Genomic DNA, 15,958 nt, shown 5'->3' with positions numbered 1-15,958 from the left:
GCCAACGGCTTCCCCCCCCCCCCCCCCCCCCCCCCCCCCCCCCCCACTACCGTGGCTTCTGCGCGGAGTTTCTGGTTGCCGGCCAGCGGCAGGCACTACCTGTTGCTCATGCCGGGGTCGTTAAACTGCCGCAATGACGCCCACCTCCCCTCCCGACCCGCGCCGCGCCCAGCTGCGCCGGCTCAAACTGATCGCCCTGGCCATGCTGGTGGCGATGCTGGCCGGCTTCGCGCTCAGCCACTGGCACGGCGAACGCGGCATCTGGGCCTGGGTCTCGGCCTTCTGCGAGGCTGCCGCAGTCGGCGCGCTGGCCGACTGGTTCGCCGTGGTGGCGCTGTTCCGGCGCCCGCTCGGCCTGCCGATCCCGCATACCGCGATCATCCCGCGCAGCAAGGACCGCATTGCCGACAGCCTGGCGCTGTTCGTGCGCGACCAGTTCCTGGAACCGCAGGCCCTGCTGGCCCGGCTGCAGGTGTTCGATCCGGCCAGCCGCCTGGGCAGCTGGCTGGCCGAGCCGGCGCGGGCCCGCATGCTGGCCGACATGGCGCGCGGTTGGGCGCTGCAGGCGCTGGACTTCCTCGATGAGGCCGCCGTCCGGCGCAGCATCCAGGGCTTTGTGATCCAGCAGCTGCGGCAGTGGAATGCAGCGGCCACCGCGGGCGAACTGCTCGGCCTGCTCACGGCCGACAACCGCCACCAGCGCGTGCTGGACGAAGGCCTGACCCGGATCAGCGAATGGCTGGGCAACGAGAAGGTCAAAGACCGCGCCTCTACCCTGATCGTGGGCTACATCCAGCGCGAGTGGCCCAAGCTGGCCAGCACGGTCAACTGGGTCAAACCGATCGATGAGATCGGCGACACCCTCGCCGAGCGCCTGGCGCACGCGGTGCTGGAAGAACTGCAGCAGATCCTGGCCCAGCCCGAGCATCCGCTGCGGCGCGATTACGAAACCTGGCTGAGCGATTACATCCAGCGGCTGCGCGAAGACCCGGCCCTGGCCGAGAAGGTGGAACAGCTCAAGCAGCAGGTGATCGACCACCCGGCCGTGCAGGAGTACGTGCAGGGCCTGTGGGCACGCATCCACGCCAGCCTGCGTGCCGACCTGGCCAGTGAAGACTCCGCGCTGGCCGGCCATCTGCGCCGCAGCCTCGCCTCCGTAGGCGAGGCGCTGCAGGCCGACCCGTCACTGCGCGAAGCGCTCAACCAGCACCTGATGGACGGTGCCGAGCGCCTGACCACGCGGCTGCGCAGCGGCGTGACCGAGCACATCGCGCAGACCGTCAAAAGCTGGGACGAGCGCCATCTGGTCGAGCAGCTGGAACTGAGTGTCGGCCGCGACCTGCAGTTCATCCGCTTCAACGGCACCCTGGTGGGTGGTCTGATCGGCGTGATCCTGCACGCGCTGACGGTGTGGCTCCACTGGTAACGCGATAACCGCTGGCGACGCTGGCGCAAACACCGCCAGCGCCGTTGGGTACGTCAGCCGGCGACCGCGCGTACCGCCGCCACCAGTGCGTCCATCTGCGCCGGCGTGCTGAAGATGCCCGGCGTCACCCGCAGGCAGGCGCCCGAGGCCAGCCCTTCGCGCGGTACCACGAACACGCCGGACTGCTTCACCATCCGCTGCGAGGTGGCCGTGTTGTCGCGCATCGTGGTCTGCCCACGCAGCCGGAACGAGGTGATCGCACTGGACAGGCGCGGGTCGTCCGAGCCGAGCAGCTGGAGGCGTTCGTCGCCGCGCAACGCATCCATCCACTGATTGCGCAGGCGCAACAGGCGCGCCCGCTTGTTGGCCACGCCGATGCGCTCGTGCAGATCCAGTGCGGCCGGCAGCGCCATGTAAGCGGCGAAATTGACCGTGCCGGTGTGCACGCGGGTGCGGATGTCGTCGTGGTCCTGTTCGCCCATGTACGGATCCAGATCGCGCACCCGCCCGCGGCGGACATACACCGCGCCGACGCCGACCGGCGCGCCGATCCACTTGTGCAGGTTGATCCCGATGAAATCCACGCCCAACGCGCGCAGCGGCGTGTCCACCTGGCCGATACCGTGCGCGGCGTCGAGTACCACCTCCACGCCGGCCGCCCTGGCCAGCGCGGCGATCTCGGCCACCGGCAGCAGCATGCCGTTGCGGTGGTTGACGTGGGTCAGCAGCAGCAGGCGTACGCGCGGGTTGGCCGCCAGCGCGCGGCGGTACGTCTCCACGATGCTGTCATGGTCGAATGGCTCGGGCAGCGTGATCGCCACCGGCTGCACGCCGCGCCGCGCCTGCAGCCACTGCATCGCGCTGATCATGCTGTCGTAGTCGGTGTCGGCGTACATCACCCCATCGCCCGGCGACAGCCCGCGGTAGCTGCCGATCAACACCTGCATCGCCTCGGTGGCACCGCGGGTGAGCACGATCTCGTCGGTCTCCACGCCCAACACCTGCGCCAGACGCACGCGGGCCTGTTCAAACAGCGGTGGAAACGCGAGCCGCCCGAACCAGGCGTTACCGGCATTCACCGTGGCCGTGGCCTGCTGGTAGGCCTGCAGCACCGGGCGCGCCATCGCGCCCCAGTAGCCGTTGTCCAGCATCACGACCTCGTCGGTGAGGTCATACAGCGCGCGCACCTGGGCCCACCAGGTTTCGTCGGCGGCCAGCTCGGCCGGCGTGCGCGTGCCCACGGCCGGCAGCGCCAGCGGCTCAGCGCCCATGGCGTTCGCACCGGACAGCGCCGCGGCGACTGGCAGGGCCAGTGCGCCACGCAGCAGATAGCGTCGTTGCCGGTCCATCAGTAGCGGATCCGGTATTCGGCGTAGAGGTTGCGGCCGTCGGTGTCATACGGCGCGTTCCGCGAGTAGATCAGGCCACGGCTGGCCTGGAAGCTGGCCTCGTCCGGGTAGCGGTTGAACAGGTTGTCCGCGCCGATCCGCAGCGTCTGCTGCTCGGTGACATTCCAGCTCACAGCCAGATCGACGAAGCTCATCGCCCCGAAGCGCTGGAAGATGTCGCCGGTGGCGTTGCCCGAAGAGTCCGTCCATGCCCCGTAGTATCGCAGCTTGCCGAGTACGCTGAAGCGACCCCACGCATACGTGCTGCTGAGCGTGGCTTTCTGCCGCGGCAGACGCTCTTCGAAGATGCGGCGCTGGCTTTCATTGGTGGCCACGCCGGTGGCACCGCTGTCCACCTGGGTCTGGTTGTAGTTGTAGCCCAGCGTGGTGCTCAGCCGGCCCGCCCCGAGTGCGGCGGTGTGGCTGGCCACCACATCGACACCGCGGGTGGTGGTGTCGAAATCGTTGGTGTAGAAGCTCACCGAGGTGTACGCCAGCGGATTGGGCACGCCGGCCGGCACCGCGAACGAGGCCGACTGGCTGAAACGGTCGGTGACCTTGATGTCGTACAGGTCCACCGAGCCGGAGAAGCCCAGGTCGTTCTTCCAGGTCAGGCCGAGCGAGGCCGTGCGCGATTGCTCCGGCTTGAGCGGTTGGGCACCGAGCTGGATCGCCAGCGGATCGCTGGGCGAGAGGCGGCCGGTGGTGAACACCTGCAAGGTCACGGTATCCAGGCCCTGCTGGGTGCTCTGGGTGTACAACTGGCCCGGCGTTGGCGCGCGGAAACCGGTGGAGACCGAACCGCGCACGGCCAGGTCCGGGGTGAACTCGAAGCGGCTGGAAAGCTTGCCGTCCACGCTCTCGCCGAAGGCCGAGAAGTGCTCGTAACGGGTCGCCGCGCCCACGGTCCAGCGTGCGGTCAACGGCGCTTCGACATCGATGTAGGCCGCGCGGCTGCGCTGGCTCCAGCGCCCGGCGTTGGCCGCGCTGAAGCCCGGGGCACCGTTGGCGCCACCAGCCAGGCCGGTCACCGCCCCCGGGCCGATCGCATAGGAGGCCGGATCGCCGGCATCCACGCCGTAGGTTTCCTCGCGCGTCTCCGCGCCGAAGGCGATGTTGATCGGCGCGGCCAGCGCGCTGACCGGCAGCGAATAGACGATATCCGCGTTGAGGTTCTTCTCTTCCTGCGAGCGGCGACCGAGGTAGAACGAGGTGGGGCTGTCCGGCCCGAGCGAGGCATTGATCGAGTTGCCCAGCGTGTAGTCGATGCGGTTGCGCCCGTAGGAGCCGCTTACATCCCAGCGCCAGCGTTCGCCCCAGTAGCCGCGCAGACCGAGCACGCCCTGCAGGTCGTCCTGTTCGTTGCCGTATTTCGGGCTGAAGCCGGTCGGGTACAGGCTGCGCGCATCCCAGCCGGGGAACACACGGCTGCGGTTGTAGACCGAGGCAGTGCCATCGGGATTGCGCCAGTTGAAATCGCTGACGCCCTCGCTGTGCCCGTACAGACCGAAGCCGTAGAGGTCGACGCTGTCGTTCAAGGCCAGGTTGAGGTTGAAGCCGAAATGGCGGTTTTCCAGGTCCGGCTGACCCCAGCGCTGCACCGGATCGGGCACGACCAGATCCGGGTGGGCGTTCTGGAAGGCGATCGCATCGGCGCGCTGGCGGCTGCGCGAGGTCGCATCGGATGTGTCCCAGTCGGCGAACAGCGACAGGCTGCCCTTGTCGCCCAAGGCGAAGCCGTGGCGGCCGCCGATCTTGCGACCGGTCCCATCGCCTTCGCTGTATTCGGACACGCCCAGTGACAGCTCACCGCCGACGCGGTCATCCAGAATGATGTTGATCACCCCGGCGATGGCGTCCGAGCCGTACTGCGCCGACGCGCCATCGCGCAGCACTTCGATGCGCTGGATGGCATGCACCGGAATCTGGGCCAGGTCCGGCCCCTGCGCGCCGCGCGCGCCCAGCAGCGCCGAGCGATGGAAGCGGCGGCCGTTGACCAGCACCAGGGTCTGGTCCGGCGAAAGGCCGCGCAGCGTGGCCGGCCGCACGAACACCAGCCCGTCGTTCATCGGCATGCGCTGGACCACGAACGACGGCACCAGCCGGGCCAGGACATCGTTGAGGTCCGAGGACTCGATCGCCTGGATCTCTTCTTGGGAGAACACGTCCACCGGGGCCAGCGTGTCGAACTGCGTGCGGTTGCTGCCGCGCGTGCCGGTGACGATCATCGTGTCCAGGGTGGCGGGGGCCGCGGCATTCCCTGCCGTGGCGGCCTCGGCGCGCGCATCGGCGGCCGTGGCGAAGGTAAGGACGGACAACACCGCTACAGCAAGCACACAACGATTCACTGACGACTCCGCGAACGAACAAGTGGGGGTGGGCGCGACGGTGTGTCACGACATCCTCACAGTCTGTTGACGCGATGTTGCCCGGCAGTGACACGCAGACGACGGTGGCTGCGGGCCTCCACACATACGCCAGCGCACGGCCTTGCATGGCGTTGGACAGTGCCATAACGCTTGTCTAACGAAATGATAATGACTATCATTCGCTGATCGACTGTACGCCCAGCCAATCCGCGCCCGGATGCATGACGGCTTCCCCGCGCAACGCCCCGTGTACACCTCCTGATCCGCCTGCCCTGCCTGCCCTGCTGCCTTCGGCAGCGCCGCTGTGCCTGGCGCGCTGACGTTCTCCCACACTGGAAGTGTTGCCATGCCCTGCTCGTCTGCTTCACCGTTGTCCCGGCCATCGCTGTTGGCGATCGCCCTCGTTGCTGCCCTCGCCGGCCCGGCGCTGCCGGCGTTCGCCGAGGCCGAACCAAGCGATGCGACCACGCTGGACACGATCAAGGTGACCGCCGATGGCGAGATCCCGAACGCCTACACGGTCAAGCAGGCCAGCACCGCCACCAAGTTGAACCTGTCGCTGCGCCACACCCCGCAGTCGGTCACCGTGCTGACCCGCCAGCGCTTGGACGACATGGGCCTGTACGCGCTGTCCGATGTGATGGGCCAGGTCACCGGCGTGCATGTATCGGTGACCGATTCGGAGCGCATCAACTACATCTCGCGTGGCTACAGCATCACCAATTTCCAGATCGACGGGATGCTCAATACCTTCGGTGGCTCGCTCAAGACCAACACCGACAGCGCGATCTACGAGCGCATCGAAGTGGTCCGCGGCGCGACCGGCCTGACCACCGGTGCCGGCGACCCGTCGGGCACCATCAACATGGTCCGCAAGCGCCCGACCCAGGAGATGGCGATGAGCGCCGGCCTGACCCTGGGCCGCTGGGGCAACCAGCGCCTGGAAGCGGACATCGGCGGCCCGGTCGCACTGGACGGCCGCGTGCGTGCGCGCTTCGTCGCCGCCAAGCAGCAGAGCGATTCCTTCCGCGATGTGTACCGTCTGGACAAGGATGTGTTCTACGGCATCGTGCAGGCCGACCTGACCGACAGCACCCTGTTCGAAGTGGGCTATGACTACCAGTCGCCGGAAACCAAGGGCGTGACCTGGGGCGTGGTGCCGTACTGGGGCCCGGACGGCACGCCGGCCAACCTGCCGCGCTCGACCAACCTGTCGGCAAGCTGGAGCAGCTGGCCGATCTTGGAAAAGACCACCTTCATGCGTCTGGAGCAGCAGCTCGGCAATGGCTGGTCGTTGAAGGCCAGCGCGACCCAGGCCAAGCGCAACACCGATGGTGACGTCTGGTACGGCGCGCAGGGCTATCCCGCGCCGGATGGGACCGGTGTGCGCGCCTACCTCTCGCATTTCGCCGAGCGCAGCGAAATGAACGTGTTCGACCTCAACGCCAGCGGCACCTTCCAGCTGTTCGGCCGCGAGCATGAGCTGGTCCTCGGTGTGGGCCAGTCGGTTCGCAAGGGCGAATCGCCTGCCTCGGAATTCACGCAGCCGCCGGGCTACGACGTGGTACCGGACTGGCGCACCTGGACCGGTGACGTCGCCCCGTTGCCGCTCACCCGGCATGATTGGCTGGCCTCGGAGAACGAGCTGACGCAGAAAGCCGCCTACGTGGCCGCCCGCCTGCAGCTGGCCGATCCGTTGCTGGCCGTGCTCGGCGCGCGCTATGGCAGCTGGGAGACCCGCAGCTGGCGCTACACCCACGATGCGGCCGGCAACCGCACCGGTACCACCCGCGGCGGCTACAAGCCGGACGATTCGCTGACCCCCTACGTCGGCCTGATCTACGACTTCAGCAGGCAGTTCAGCGCCTATGCCAGCTACACCGATATCTTCCAGCCGCAGGACTACCGCGACAAGAACAACGACTACCTGGAGCCGGTAGTCGGCGACATGTGGGAGGCCGGTCTGAAGGGTGAATTCTTCGGTGGCCGCCTGAACACCTCCGCCGCCGTGTTCAAGGGCGAGAAGGACAATGTCGCCGAACTCGACGATTCAGTGCCGGCCGCCTCGCTGCCCGATGGCGGCAGTGCCTACCGGTCCACCGGCAAGGGCAACAAGGTCAAGGGCTGGGAACTGGAGGCCCAGGGCAGCCTGACCGAGAACTGGAACCTGTCGGCCGGGTTCGCGCACACCACCATCCGCAACCAGGCTGGCGTGGCGCAGAACACCGCCAACCCGGTGGACACGTTCCGGCTCAACACCAGCTGGCGCCCGAGCGGTGAGTGGAACCGCCTCTCGCTGGGCGGCGGCGTGACCTGGCAGAGCCGGATCTACCGCAACAGCACCAAGCCGCGCGCCGACTACGCGATCAGCGGCCGTACCGAATCGGCGGTGATGAGCCAGGACGCGTTCTACCTGGTCAATGTGTTCGCCGGTTACCGCTTCAATGACAATTTCTCCGCGCAGCTCAACGTCAACAACCTGCTCGACAAGAAATACTTCAGCAACGTCGGTTTCTACAACGGCGTGTACTGGGGCGAACCGCGCAATGTGATGTTGAACCTGCGCTGGAGGCTCTGACACCGGCTCCAAGGGACCACTGCGACGCGCAGTGAACACGGCCAGGGATGGCCACTATTGCTCATCACCGGCTGCGGCCGGTGATGCCCGTTTCCCCGATTGATCAGCAGGTTTCCGTGGACAGCACGCCGCACGCCAGCGCCAGGTTCAACCGTCTTGGTTCCTTCTTCACCCGCCCTTGGCTGGGTGTCCTGTCACGTTCGCTCGCCGCGATCTTCGGCGGCTACGCGCTGGCCGCGACCTGCTCGATGTTCTTCGCGGTCGCGCTGCCGATCGCGCGCGGGCAAGCGGTGCTGACCGGCATGCTGGTGGCGATCGTGCTGTGCGCCTGCGCGGCGCTGTGGGCGTTCGCTACCCGTACCGCGCTGCGCGCGTGGGTCGGCATCCTGATCCCGACCGCGCTGTTCTGGATCGGCACCCGCCTGCTGCAGGGGGTCGCATGAAGAACGGATTCCGCCAGTCGATGGCCTGGCTGCACACCTGGACCGGCCTGCTGGTCGGCTGGCTGCTGCTGCTGATTTTCATGGCCGGCACGGCCAGCTATTACCGCGAGGAAATCAGCCGCTGGATGCGCCCGGAGCTGCCGCGCAGCAGCGTCACCGCCGATGTGGCCGCCGAGCGCGCCCTGACCTTCCTGCAGCACAAGGCCCCGCAGGCCGAGAGCTGGAACGTCACCCTGCCCGACCCGCGCAACCCGGCGATGCGCATGTTCTGGCGCAACCCCGAATCGATGGTCAAGCCGCCGGTGGAAGGCGAGCGCCGCCGGCGCGGCGGTGGCCGCTTCGGCGATGCCACGGTCGATCCGAACACCGGCGAAGAAATCGCCGCACGCGAAACCCGCGGCGGTGATTTCTTCTACCGCCTGCATTTCGACCTGCACTACATCCCGGTGTACTGGGCGCGCTATCTGGTCGGCTTCTGCGCGATGTTCATGCTGGTGGCAATCATCACCGGCGTGATCACGCACAAGAAGATCTTCAAGGACTTCTTCACCTTCCGCCCGGAAAAGGGCCTGCGTTCGTGGCTGGATTTCCACAACGTCAGCGCGGTCATGGCGCTGCCGTACCACGCGATGATCACCTACACCGGCATCGTCACGTTGATGTTCATGTACCTGCCATGGGGCGTGAGCGTGGCCTATCCCAAGGATGAGGAGGCGTTCTTCAGCGAGGCTTTCGCTCGCCTGGCCGAGATCGAGACGCCGGCCGAAGGACGCGCCGCACCGCTGCCGATCCAGCAGTTGCTGGACAGCGCACGCGCCGAATGGAAGGGTGCGGATGTGGCTGGCTTCACGCTGTACCACCCGGGCGCGGCGAACGCGATCGTGGATATCACCCAGCGCGATGGAAAGCGCCTGTCGGTGGATACCCCGTCGCTGCGCTTCAATGCGGTGACTGGCGAGTTGATCGAAGCCAGCCCGGCCTCGGGCGGCGCCACCCAGACCCGCGGCGTCATGTACGGCCTGCACCTGGCGCGCTTCGCCGATTGGGGCCTGCGTGCCCTGTTTTTCCTCTCCGGCCTGGTCGGCTGCCTGATGGTCGCCAGCGGCGTGGTGCTGTGGGCGGTCAAGGAACGCCCCAAGCACGCCAAGTCCGGCAAGACCGGCTTCGGCCTGCGTCTGGTCGATGCGCTCAACATCGGCGCAGTGGCCGGCCTGCCGATCGCGTTCGCCACTTATTTCCTGGCCAATCGTCTGCTGCCGGTACAGATGGCCGAGCGCGCCAACGCCGAGGTCAATGCGTTCTTCTATGCATTGGCCGCCGCATTGCTGGCCGGTTTCCTCTGGCCCAAGCGGATGATGTGGACCTGGCAGCTGTACCTGGGAGGCGTGCTGTTTGCGTTGATTCCCGTGGTCAACGCAGTCACCACGCATGCGCATCTGGGTGTCACCCTGCGCACCGGTGACTGGGTGCTGGCCGGGTTCGATCTGACCATGCTCGCGTTCGGCGCGATGCTGGCCTACTGCGGCCATCGCATGCAGCGCTGGCAGCCACCGTTGAGCGCGGCCGAGAAGAAGCGCCGCCAGCAGGCCGCTGCTGCGGGGGCCACGGCATGATGCTGTTCGCGATCACGCTGACGTTCTCCGCATTCACGGCGTTGTCGCTGGCCATGGACAAGCACCAGCTGGAGCTGCACGGCAAAGCCGGCGCCAGCGCCTCCCGTATGCGGGTGTGGCGCTGGGTGGGGTGGACGTTGCTGACTGTCGCCTTCGCGCTGTGCGTGCTGGACCATGGCTGGGCGATCGGCCCGGTGTTGTGGCTGGGTGCGCTGACGATCAGCGGCGTGCTGATCGCGTTCGGGCTGTACCCGTACCGCCCGCGCTGGATCGCGCCGCTGGCGTGGGCGTTGCCGGTGGTGGGGCTGGCGGTGGCGCTGGTCGCGCGCTGAGGGAGCAGCTGCGCATGGCGTGGCGCTACCTTCAGATCAATTGCTGCGCTGCGCCCGCCGCACCCTCAGGTGCGCAGCCGCATCGCGACTGCCGATCAGGGCACCAGTGAAAACATATGGGCGGCGACAGGACGGCCGTCGATGACCAATCGGTTGCGCGCCACGCCTTCGCGCACGGCGCCTGCCTTCACCGCCACCCGTTCGCTGGCCAGATTGCCCACGGCCACGACGATCTCCACCCGATGCAGGCCCAGCGGCCCGAACGCCTGGGTAGCCAGCGCCCGGACGACGCGGGGCGCCACGCCCTGGCCACGGCACGACTGCCGCACCCAGTAGCCCAGATTGCAGAACCGGGGGTCGTGCAGGATCTTGTTCAATCCCGCGCCGCCGACGAAGGCGGCCGTGTCCTGGTCGAAGATTCCGTATTCGCAGGCCGTGCCTGCCGCCCAGCCGTCCCGGCAGGCTTGGAACCACTGCAGCGCCTGCTCGGCGCGGTAGTCGGCCGAGCTCCACGGCATCCAGCGCCGCATGCCATCGGCCGATTCACGCACCGCCGCCGCAAAGGAGGCGGCGTCGGGATCCTCGAACGGACGCAGCAGCAGTCCGTCGGCGTGGAGCTGGCTGTCGTCCATGTCAGCCCCCGGTCGGTCAGGCGCCGTAGCGGCGCAGTTCCCATGCGCGGTGGATGCGCGGGTTGCGCTCGAAGTCCGCCCCGATGGTCTCGGGCGAAATCTCCTTGCACTCCGCGAATTCCTTGATCGCTTCGTCGTCCAGCTTGAAGCGGCGGAAGTTGTTGGAGAAATACAGTACGCCTTCCGGGCTCAAGCGCGCCACGGCCGCGCGCAGCAGGCGCACGTGTTCGCGCTGGATGTCGAAGTCATCGGCGCGGGCGGAGTTGGAGAACGTCGGCGGATCGCAGAAAATCACGTCGAAGCGGTGACGTTCGGCTTCCAGCCACGCCAGCGCATCGGCCTGGATCAGCTGGTGCTGGCTGCCGCCCTTGCCGTTCAACGCGAGATTGTCGGCGCACCACTGCAGGTACGTACCGGACAGATCCACGCTGGTGGTGGTCGCCGCACCGGCCACGGCGGCCTGCACCGAGGCGACACCGGTGTAGCAGAACAGGTTGAGGAAGCGCTTGCCCTGGGCTTCCTGCGCCATGTGCCAGCGCAGCGGGCGATGGTCCAGGAACAGGCCGGTATCCAGATAATCGAACAGGTTCACGCGCAGCAGCGCATCGTTCTCGCGCACCAGCACGAACTCGCCGCGCTGCTCGAAACGACCGTACTTGCTGCCGCCCTTGCCACGCTCGCGCGACTTCAGCGCGACCTGCTCGGCCGGCACCTGGAAGACCTCGCGCGCCGCCGAGAGCAGCTCGTTGCGGCGGCGACGCACATCCACATCCGGAATGGTCGCCGGGGCCGCGTATTCCTGCACATGCAGGAACGTGCGGCGGGCACCGCCGTCTTCTTCATAGACATCGATGGCGGCCGCGTACTCGGGCAGATCGGCATCGTAAACGCGGTAGCAGGTGATGCTTTCGCGCGTCCGCCACGTCTTGAACTTCTTGATGTTCTTGCGCAGGCGGTTGGCCACCATCTGCGCGCCTTCGCTGAGCTCCCGCGGCTGGCCGGTGTTCTCGCGCTGCGGCACCGCGATCGGGTCGCAGACGATCAGCGCGCACTCGATGGCACCGTTGAACAGCTGGTACTTCTTATTGGCGCGCAGGCCGGTGGCGAAGGCCAGGTCGGCGCTGCCGCACAGCAGGCTGGCACGCCACTGCGGCACCGCGCGCTTGAGCGCGTCGCCGAGGCGGCGGTACAGCAGGGCATCGGCGGCCAAGCGCTCGTCGTAAGGTGGGTTGCAGACCACGCAGCCGGTTTCCTGCAGGGGCACCTGCACATCGGCCACGTCGCGCACGCCGAACCAGATCGCGTGCGAGACGCCGGCGGTCTCGGCATTTTCCTTGGCCGCGCGGCTCGCATGCGGGTCGATATCGCTGCCGTGGATGACCTGCTTGAGCGCACCGCGGCCGGCTTCTTCGCGCGTGCGCGCTTCGGCCATCAAGGTGTTCCAGCTCTCGCGGTCAAAGCCCAACCAGCGGCTCGGCGGGATGCTGCCGTGGCGCTGCAGGCCCGGGGCGACATCGGCGGCCATCAGCGCGCCTTCGATCAGCAGCGTGCCGCTGCCGCACATCGGGTCGAGCAGGCCACCGCCTTCACTGTGGATCTTCGGCCAGTTGGCGCGCAGCAGCACGGCAGCGGCCAGATTTTCCTTCAGCGGCGCTTCGTTCTGTGCCATGCGCCAGCCGCGGCGATGCATCGGGCCACCGCCGAGATCGATCGAGATCGTGGCCCGGCCCTTGCGCAGCGACAGGTTGATGCGCACGTCCGGGAACTCCACGTTCACCGACGGCCGCTCCAGGCCCTGCGCGCGCAGGCTGTCGACCACGCCGTCCTTGACCCGCTGCGCGGCGAAGCGCGCGTGCGTGATCTCGGTCCCGGACACATGCGCATCCACCGAGAGGGTCAGCTCGGGGCTGATGTGCTGCTCCCACGCCATCACCGAGACGCCCTGGTAGAGCGAGCCCTCGTCCGGGCACTCGAACTCGGCCAGCGGCCACAGCACCCGGCTGGCCAGGCGCGACCACAGCACCACGCGCTGCGCCTGCGCCAGCTCGCCCTCGGCGTTGACGCCGGAAATGGTGGCGGTGGCCTTGTCCAGGCCGAGCGCCAACAGTTCGTCGGCGAGCAGATACTCCAGGCCCTTGGCGCAGGAAACAAAGAATTTCACGGAATCGGTATCGCAGGTCAGCGGAGAGGGGGTGCCCACGGGCACGGCAAGCAGCCGGGCACGGGGTCCGGGGGGCCATTGTACGTGAGGTGGGCTGGAACGCCCGGTTACAGCGAGGCCAGCAGTTCCTCGAAGGCCCGGCTCGAGGCCTCCACGTGATCGGTCAGGCGGTGCCCGTCGTCCACCATCAGCAGGCGGGCCGAGCGGGCCTGGGCCCAGGCGATCACCTCGGCCGGCGGGATCAGCTCGTCATGCCAGGCATGCACCACGCTGGTCGGCACGCGGGCGGCATCCAGCGCCGGCATCGGCCCCATCCGGGTCGGCGGCACCATCAGGAACAGGCCCTGGACCGGCACCTGCAGCGAGGCGATGGCCGAGATGTACGAGCCCAGGCTGGAACCGGCCAGCACCACCGGGCCCTGCGCGGCACGGGCGGTGGCCAGGGTGACCAGGCGCTGCAGGCGGGCACGTACATCGCCCAGACTGCTGACCTCGCGCTGGGCGTCCAGGTCGGTGTAGTCCGGGCGCTCGTGGGTCCAGCCCAGGCGCTCGGCCACGTCGGCCAGGGCGGTCACCTTGATGGCGTCCGGGCCGCTTTCAAAGCCATGGGAGAGGATGCAGTGGCCGCGGCTCATGCGCATACCGCGCGGGAATCGATAGGAGCGTTCATGCCCAAATGCTAGCATCGCCGCATGCCCGACCGCGCCCCGCCCGCCATCGATGCACAGCCCCTGCCCTACCAGGACAGGCTGCTGCCCCGCACGCACGACGAGATCGATCTGGTGGTCATCCACTGCACCGAACTGCCGGACCTTGCGATGGCACGCGAGTACGGCGAGCGCGTGCTGTATGACAGCGGCACCGGCAATAGTGGCCACTACTACATCGACCGCGATGGGCGCATCGTGCAGTACGTGTCATTGGACCGCGTCGCGCATCAGGTCAGTGGCTATAACCCGCGCTCGATCGGGATCGAACTGGTCAACACCGGGCGCTACCCACACTGGTGGGATTCCCGCCACCAGGCGATGGACGAGACCTACCCGGATGCGCAGATCGCGGCGCTGATCGACCTGCTGCAACACCTGTGCGGGACGCTGCCCGCGTTGGCACATATCGCAGGGCATGAGTGGCTGGATACGCGCGAGGAAGTGGCCAGCGACGATCCGGAGCGGCGGGTGCCGCGCAAGCGCGATCCGGGTCCGATGTTCCCGTGGCCACGCGTGCTGGCGGCGGTGCCGCTGCAGGAACTGCGTGGGTGATGATCAGCCGGTTGCGACAGGACGCGAAGCGTCGCTGACCCAACCGCTCCACGAATCCGCATAGATCCGCGCCCCTTCCAGCCCGGCGGCTTCCATCGCCAGCAGCAGATGGCAGGCGGTCACGCCGGAGCCGCACATGAGCACGACCTCGTCCGGTGCGTGCGTGCCGATCAGCGGCTGCAGCGCGGCGCGCAGATCCTCCGCAGGGCGCAACCGTCCATCATGCACATTCAAGGCGAACGGACGATTGACCGCGCCGGGCACGTGGCCGGCGACCGGATCCAAGGGTTCCACTTCGCCCCGGAAACGCTCGCCCGCCCGCGCATCGATCAGCCAGCCCGGCGCGTGCGTGAGACGCGCCTGCACCTCCTCCACCGAGGCGATCCGACTGCGGTCGAACTGCCCCGGGTACGGCGGCAATGCCGTCACCTGCGGCAGCACTGCGGTGACCGGCAGACCGGCGGCCTGCCACGCCGCAAACCCGCCATCGAGAACGCGTACCTGTGCATGCCCGATCAGCCGCAGCAGCCACCACAGGCGCGCGGCCGCCATGCTGCCGTCGCCGGCGTCGTAGACCACGACCTGGGTCTGCGGCCCGATGCCCCACGTGCCCAGGCGCGCGGCGAACGTATCGCTGTCCGGCAGTGGATGACGGCCATGCCCGGTGCGGCCAAGATCGGACAGATCCCGGTTGAGATCGGCGTACAGCGCGCCGGGCAGATGGCCCTGTGCATACAACGCCGCACCGGACTGCGGATCGGCCAACGAGAAGCGCGCATCCAGCACGCGTAGCGAGGGGGCGGCACTGGCCGTCGCACGCGCATCCATGACGCGCGTCGCGCCTTCGTCCAACGCCTGTGCGAGGGTGATGACATCGATCAACGGCGTGGTCATACGGTCTGCTCCAGGCGGCGACGCAGGTTGTAGAGAATGGCGGCGGTCGCCCCCCAGATCCGCTGCCCGGGCCAGCCGTATTCGAGCACGTGGCGGATGCGGCCACGGTGGTCGATCTCGACGTGGTGCAGGTTGGCCGGATCCATCAGGTAGGACAATGGCACTTCGAACACTTCCGCGACCTCGCCCGGCTCGGGCACAGCCACGAAGGCAGGATCGATCACGGCCACCACCGGCATTACCCGGTAGCCCGTAATCGTCACGAATGGATCCAGATACCCAAGCACCTGCACCTGATCGTGCTTGAGTGCGATTTCCTCGTCGCTCTCGCGGATCGCGGCAGCGACGGCATCGCGGTCCTCCGGTTCCCTGCGGCCACCGGGGAAACCGACCTGGCCCCCGTGATGGCGCAGCGTGTCGGTGCGCCGGGTCAGCAGCACCTGCGCGCCGCCCTCGCGCGGAATGATGCCGGCCAGCACGGCCGCTTCAACGGGCGGGCCGGGCGGCAACAGATCGATCAGTTCGCTGCGGTTCCAGCCATCGCCAGGCGGCGGCTGGTCCAGCGGATGCAGCGCGCGCAGCAGGCGCTCGTGTTCGGCCAGCGAACCGCGCAGCGATTGCCGCAGTTGTTCGCGCAGGGGCAGCGTGTGCTGCATGACGTGGTGCTGTTCGGGTCGGCTCATGGTTCGCCAGCGGGTGATTTCGTCCACGGTGCGCAGGCAGCCCGTGCACACACCGGCGCGATCCAGCGCGCAGATTCCGATGCAGGGAGAGGGCACGGCATGCGGGGATTCTTTTATCGATTGCACCGGTCAACAGTAACGCGAATGCACGGAAACAAAAAACGCGCCGGTGTTTGC

General features: G+C 67.8%; 13 protein-coding genes. 6 read left to right on the top strand and 7 right to left on the bottom strand.

Annotated elements, in window-relative coordinates; translation table 11 throughout:
* The first annotated feature begins 133 nt into the window (after positions 1-133).
* A complete protein-coding gene (locus ACE026_RS09160) occupies positions 134-1,426 on the top strand; it encodes a DUF445 domain-containing protein (protein WP_486038750.1) in 1,293 nt (430 codons plus the stop codon).
* A gap of 53 nt (positions 1,427-1,479) precedes the next feature.
* Here ACE026_RS09160 and ACE026_RS09155 read toward each other — a convergent pair whose 3' ends face one another.
* Entirely contained in the window at positions 1,480-2,775 is a 1,296-nt protein-coding gene (locus ACE026_RS09155; protein WP_486038749.1) for an aminotransferase class V-fold PLP-dependent enzyme, read from the bottom strand.
* The gene (locus tag ACE026_RS09150) at positions 2,775-5,162 is read right to left on the bottom strand and encodes a TonB-dependent receptor plug domain-containing protein (protein ID WP_486038748.1); all 2,388 of its coding nucleotides are present in this window, start codon (positions 5,160-5,162) and stop codon (positions 2,775-2,777) included. Before ACE026_RS09150 ends, ACE026_RS09155 begins: the two co-directional genes overlap by 1 nt.
* A gap of 367 nt (positions 5,163-5,529) precedes the next feature.
* Between ACE026_RS09150 and ACE026_RS09145 the strand changes: the two genes are divergently transcribed.
* The 4 genes from ACE026_RS09145 to ACE026_RS09130 all read left to right on the top strand — a co-directional run bounded on the left by ACE026_RS09145 (position 5,530) and on the right by ACE026_RS09130 (position 10,149).
* Complete coding sequence (locus tag ACE026_RS09145; protein WP_486038747.1) at positions 5,530-7,761, top strand: TonB-dependent siderophore receptor; 2,232 nt, start codon at positions 5,530-5,532, stop codon at positions 7,759-7,761.
* Between the two features lie 83 nt (positions 7,762-7,844).
* Positions 7,845-8,204 carry a DUF3649 domain-containing protein gene (locus ACE026_RS09140; RefSeq protein WP_259260190.1) on the top strand — a complete coding sequence of 120 codons (360 nt, stop codon included), beginning with the start codon at positions 7,845-7,847 and terminating at the stop codon, positions 8,202-8,204.
* Positions 8,201-9,817, top strand: coding sequence for a PepSY-associated TM helix domain-containing protein (locus tag ACE026_RS09135; RefSeq protein WP_486038746.1), 1,617 nt, complete (start codon positions 8,201-8,203; stop codon positions 9,815-9,817). Before ACE026_RS09140 ends, ACE026_RS09135 begins: the two co-directional genes overlap by 4 nt.
* On the top strand, positions 9,814-10,149 hold the full coding sequence (locus tag ACE026_RS09130) for a DUF3325 domain-containing protein (protein WP_486038745.1): 336 nt from the start codon (positions 9,814-9,816) through the stop codon (positions 10,147-10,149). The genes ACE026_RS09135 and ACE026_RS09130 overlap by 4 nt, the downstream gene beginning before the upstream one ends.
* Before the next feature lie 95 nt (positions 10,150-10,244).
* Here the strand turns inward: ACE026_RS09130 and ACE026_RS09125 are convergent, their stop codons facing one another.
* The 3 genes from ACE026_RS09125 to ACE026_RS09115 all read right to left on the bottom strand — a co-directional run bounded on the left by ACE026_RS09125 (position 10,245) and on the right by ACE026_RS09115 (position 13,577).
* Positions 10,245-10,781: a GNAT family N-acetyltransferase gene (locus tag ACE026_RS09125; protein ID WP_486038744.1), complete on the bottom strand. Its 537-nt coding sequence runs from the start codon at positions 10,779-10,781 to the stop codon at positions 10,245-10,247.
* A 16-nt stretch (positions 10,782-10,797) separates the two neighbouring features.
* Complete coding sequence (gene rlmKL, locus ACE026_RS09120; RefSeq protein ID WP_486038743.1) at positions 10,798-12,942, bottom strand: bifunctional 23S rRNA (guanine(2069)-N(7))-methyltransferase RlmK/23S rRNA (guanine(2445)-N(2))-methyltransferase RlmL; 2,145 nt, start codon at positions 12,940-12,942, stop codon at positions 10,798-10,800.
* Positions 12,943-13,049: 107 nt separating this feature from the next.
* Positions 13,050-13,577, bottom strand: a complete 528-nt coding sequence (locus ACE026_RS09115; protein ID WP_486038742.1) for a hypothetical protein — start codon at positions 13,575-13,577, stop codon at positions 13,050-13,052.
* 57 nt (positions 13,578-13,634) lie between these two features.
* On the opposite strand from ACE026_RS09115, the gene ACE026_RS09110 reads away from it, so the two are divergent.
* Entirely contained in the window at positions 13,635-14,204 is a 570-nt protein-coding gene (locus tag ACE026_RS09110; RefSeq protein WP_486038741.1) for an N-acetylmuramoyl-L-alanine amidase, read from the top strand.
* A 3-nt stretch (positions 14,205-14,207) separates the two neighbouring features.
* Here ACE026_RS09110 and ACE026_RS09105 read toward each other — a convergent pair whose 3' ends face one another.
* Positions 14,208-15,098 (bottom strand): sulfurtransferase, encoded by an 891-nt coding sequence (locus ACE026_RS09105; RefSeq protein ID WP_486038740.1) that lies wholly within the window; start codon positions 15,096-15,098, stop codon positions 14,208-14,210.
* Entirely contained in the window at positions 15,095-15,898 is an 804-nt protein-coding gene (locus tag ACE026_RS09100; RefSeq protein ID WP_486038769.1) for a CoA pyrophosphatase, read from the bottom strand. The genes ACE026_RS09105 and ACE026_RS09100 overlap by 4 nt, the downstream gene beginning before the upstream one ends.
* Positions 15,899-15,958 lie beyond the last annotated feature (60 nt).

The sequence above is a fragment of the Stenotrophomonas sp. AGC87 genome, assembly GCF_057333975.1.
This window is presented reverse-complemented; position numbering and strand designations above follow the sequence as displayed.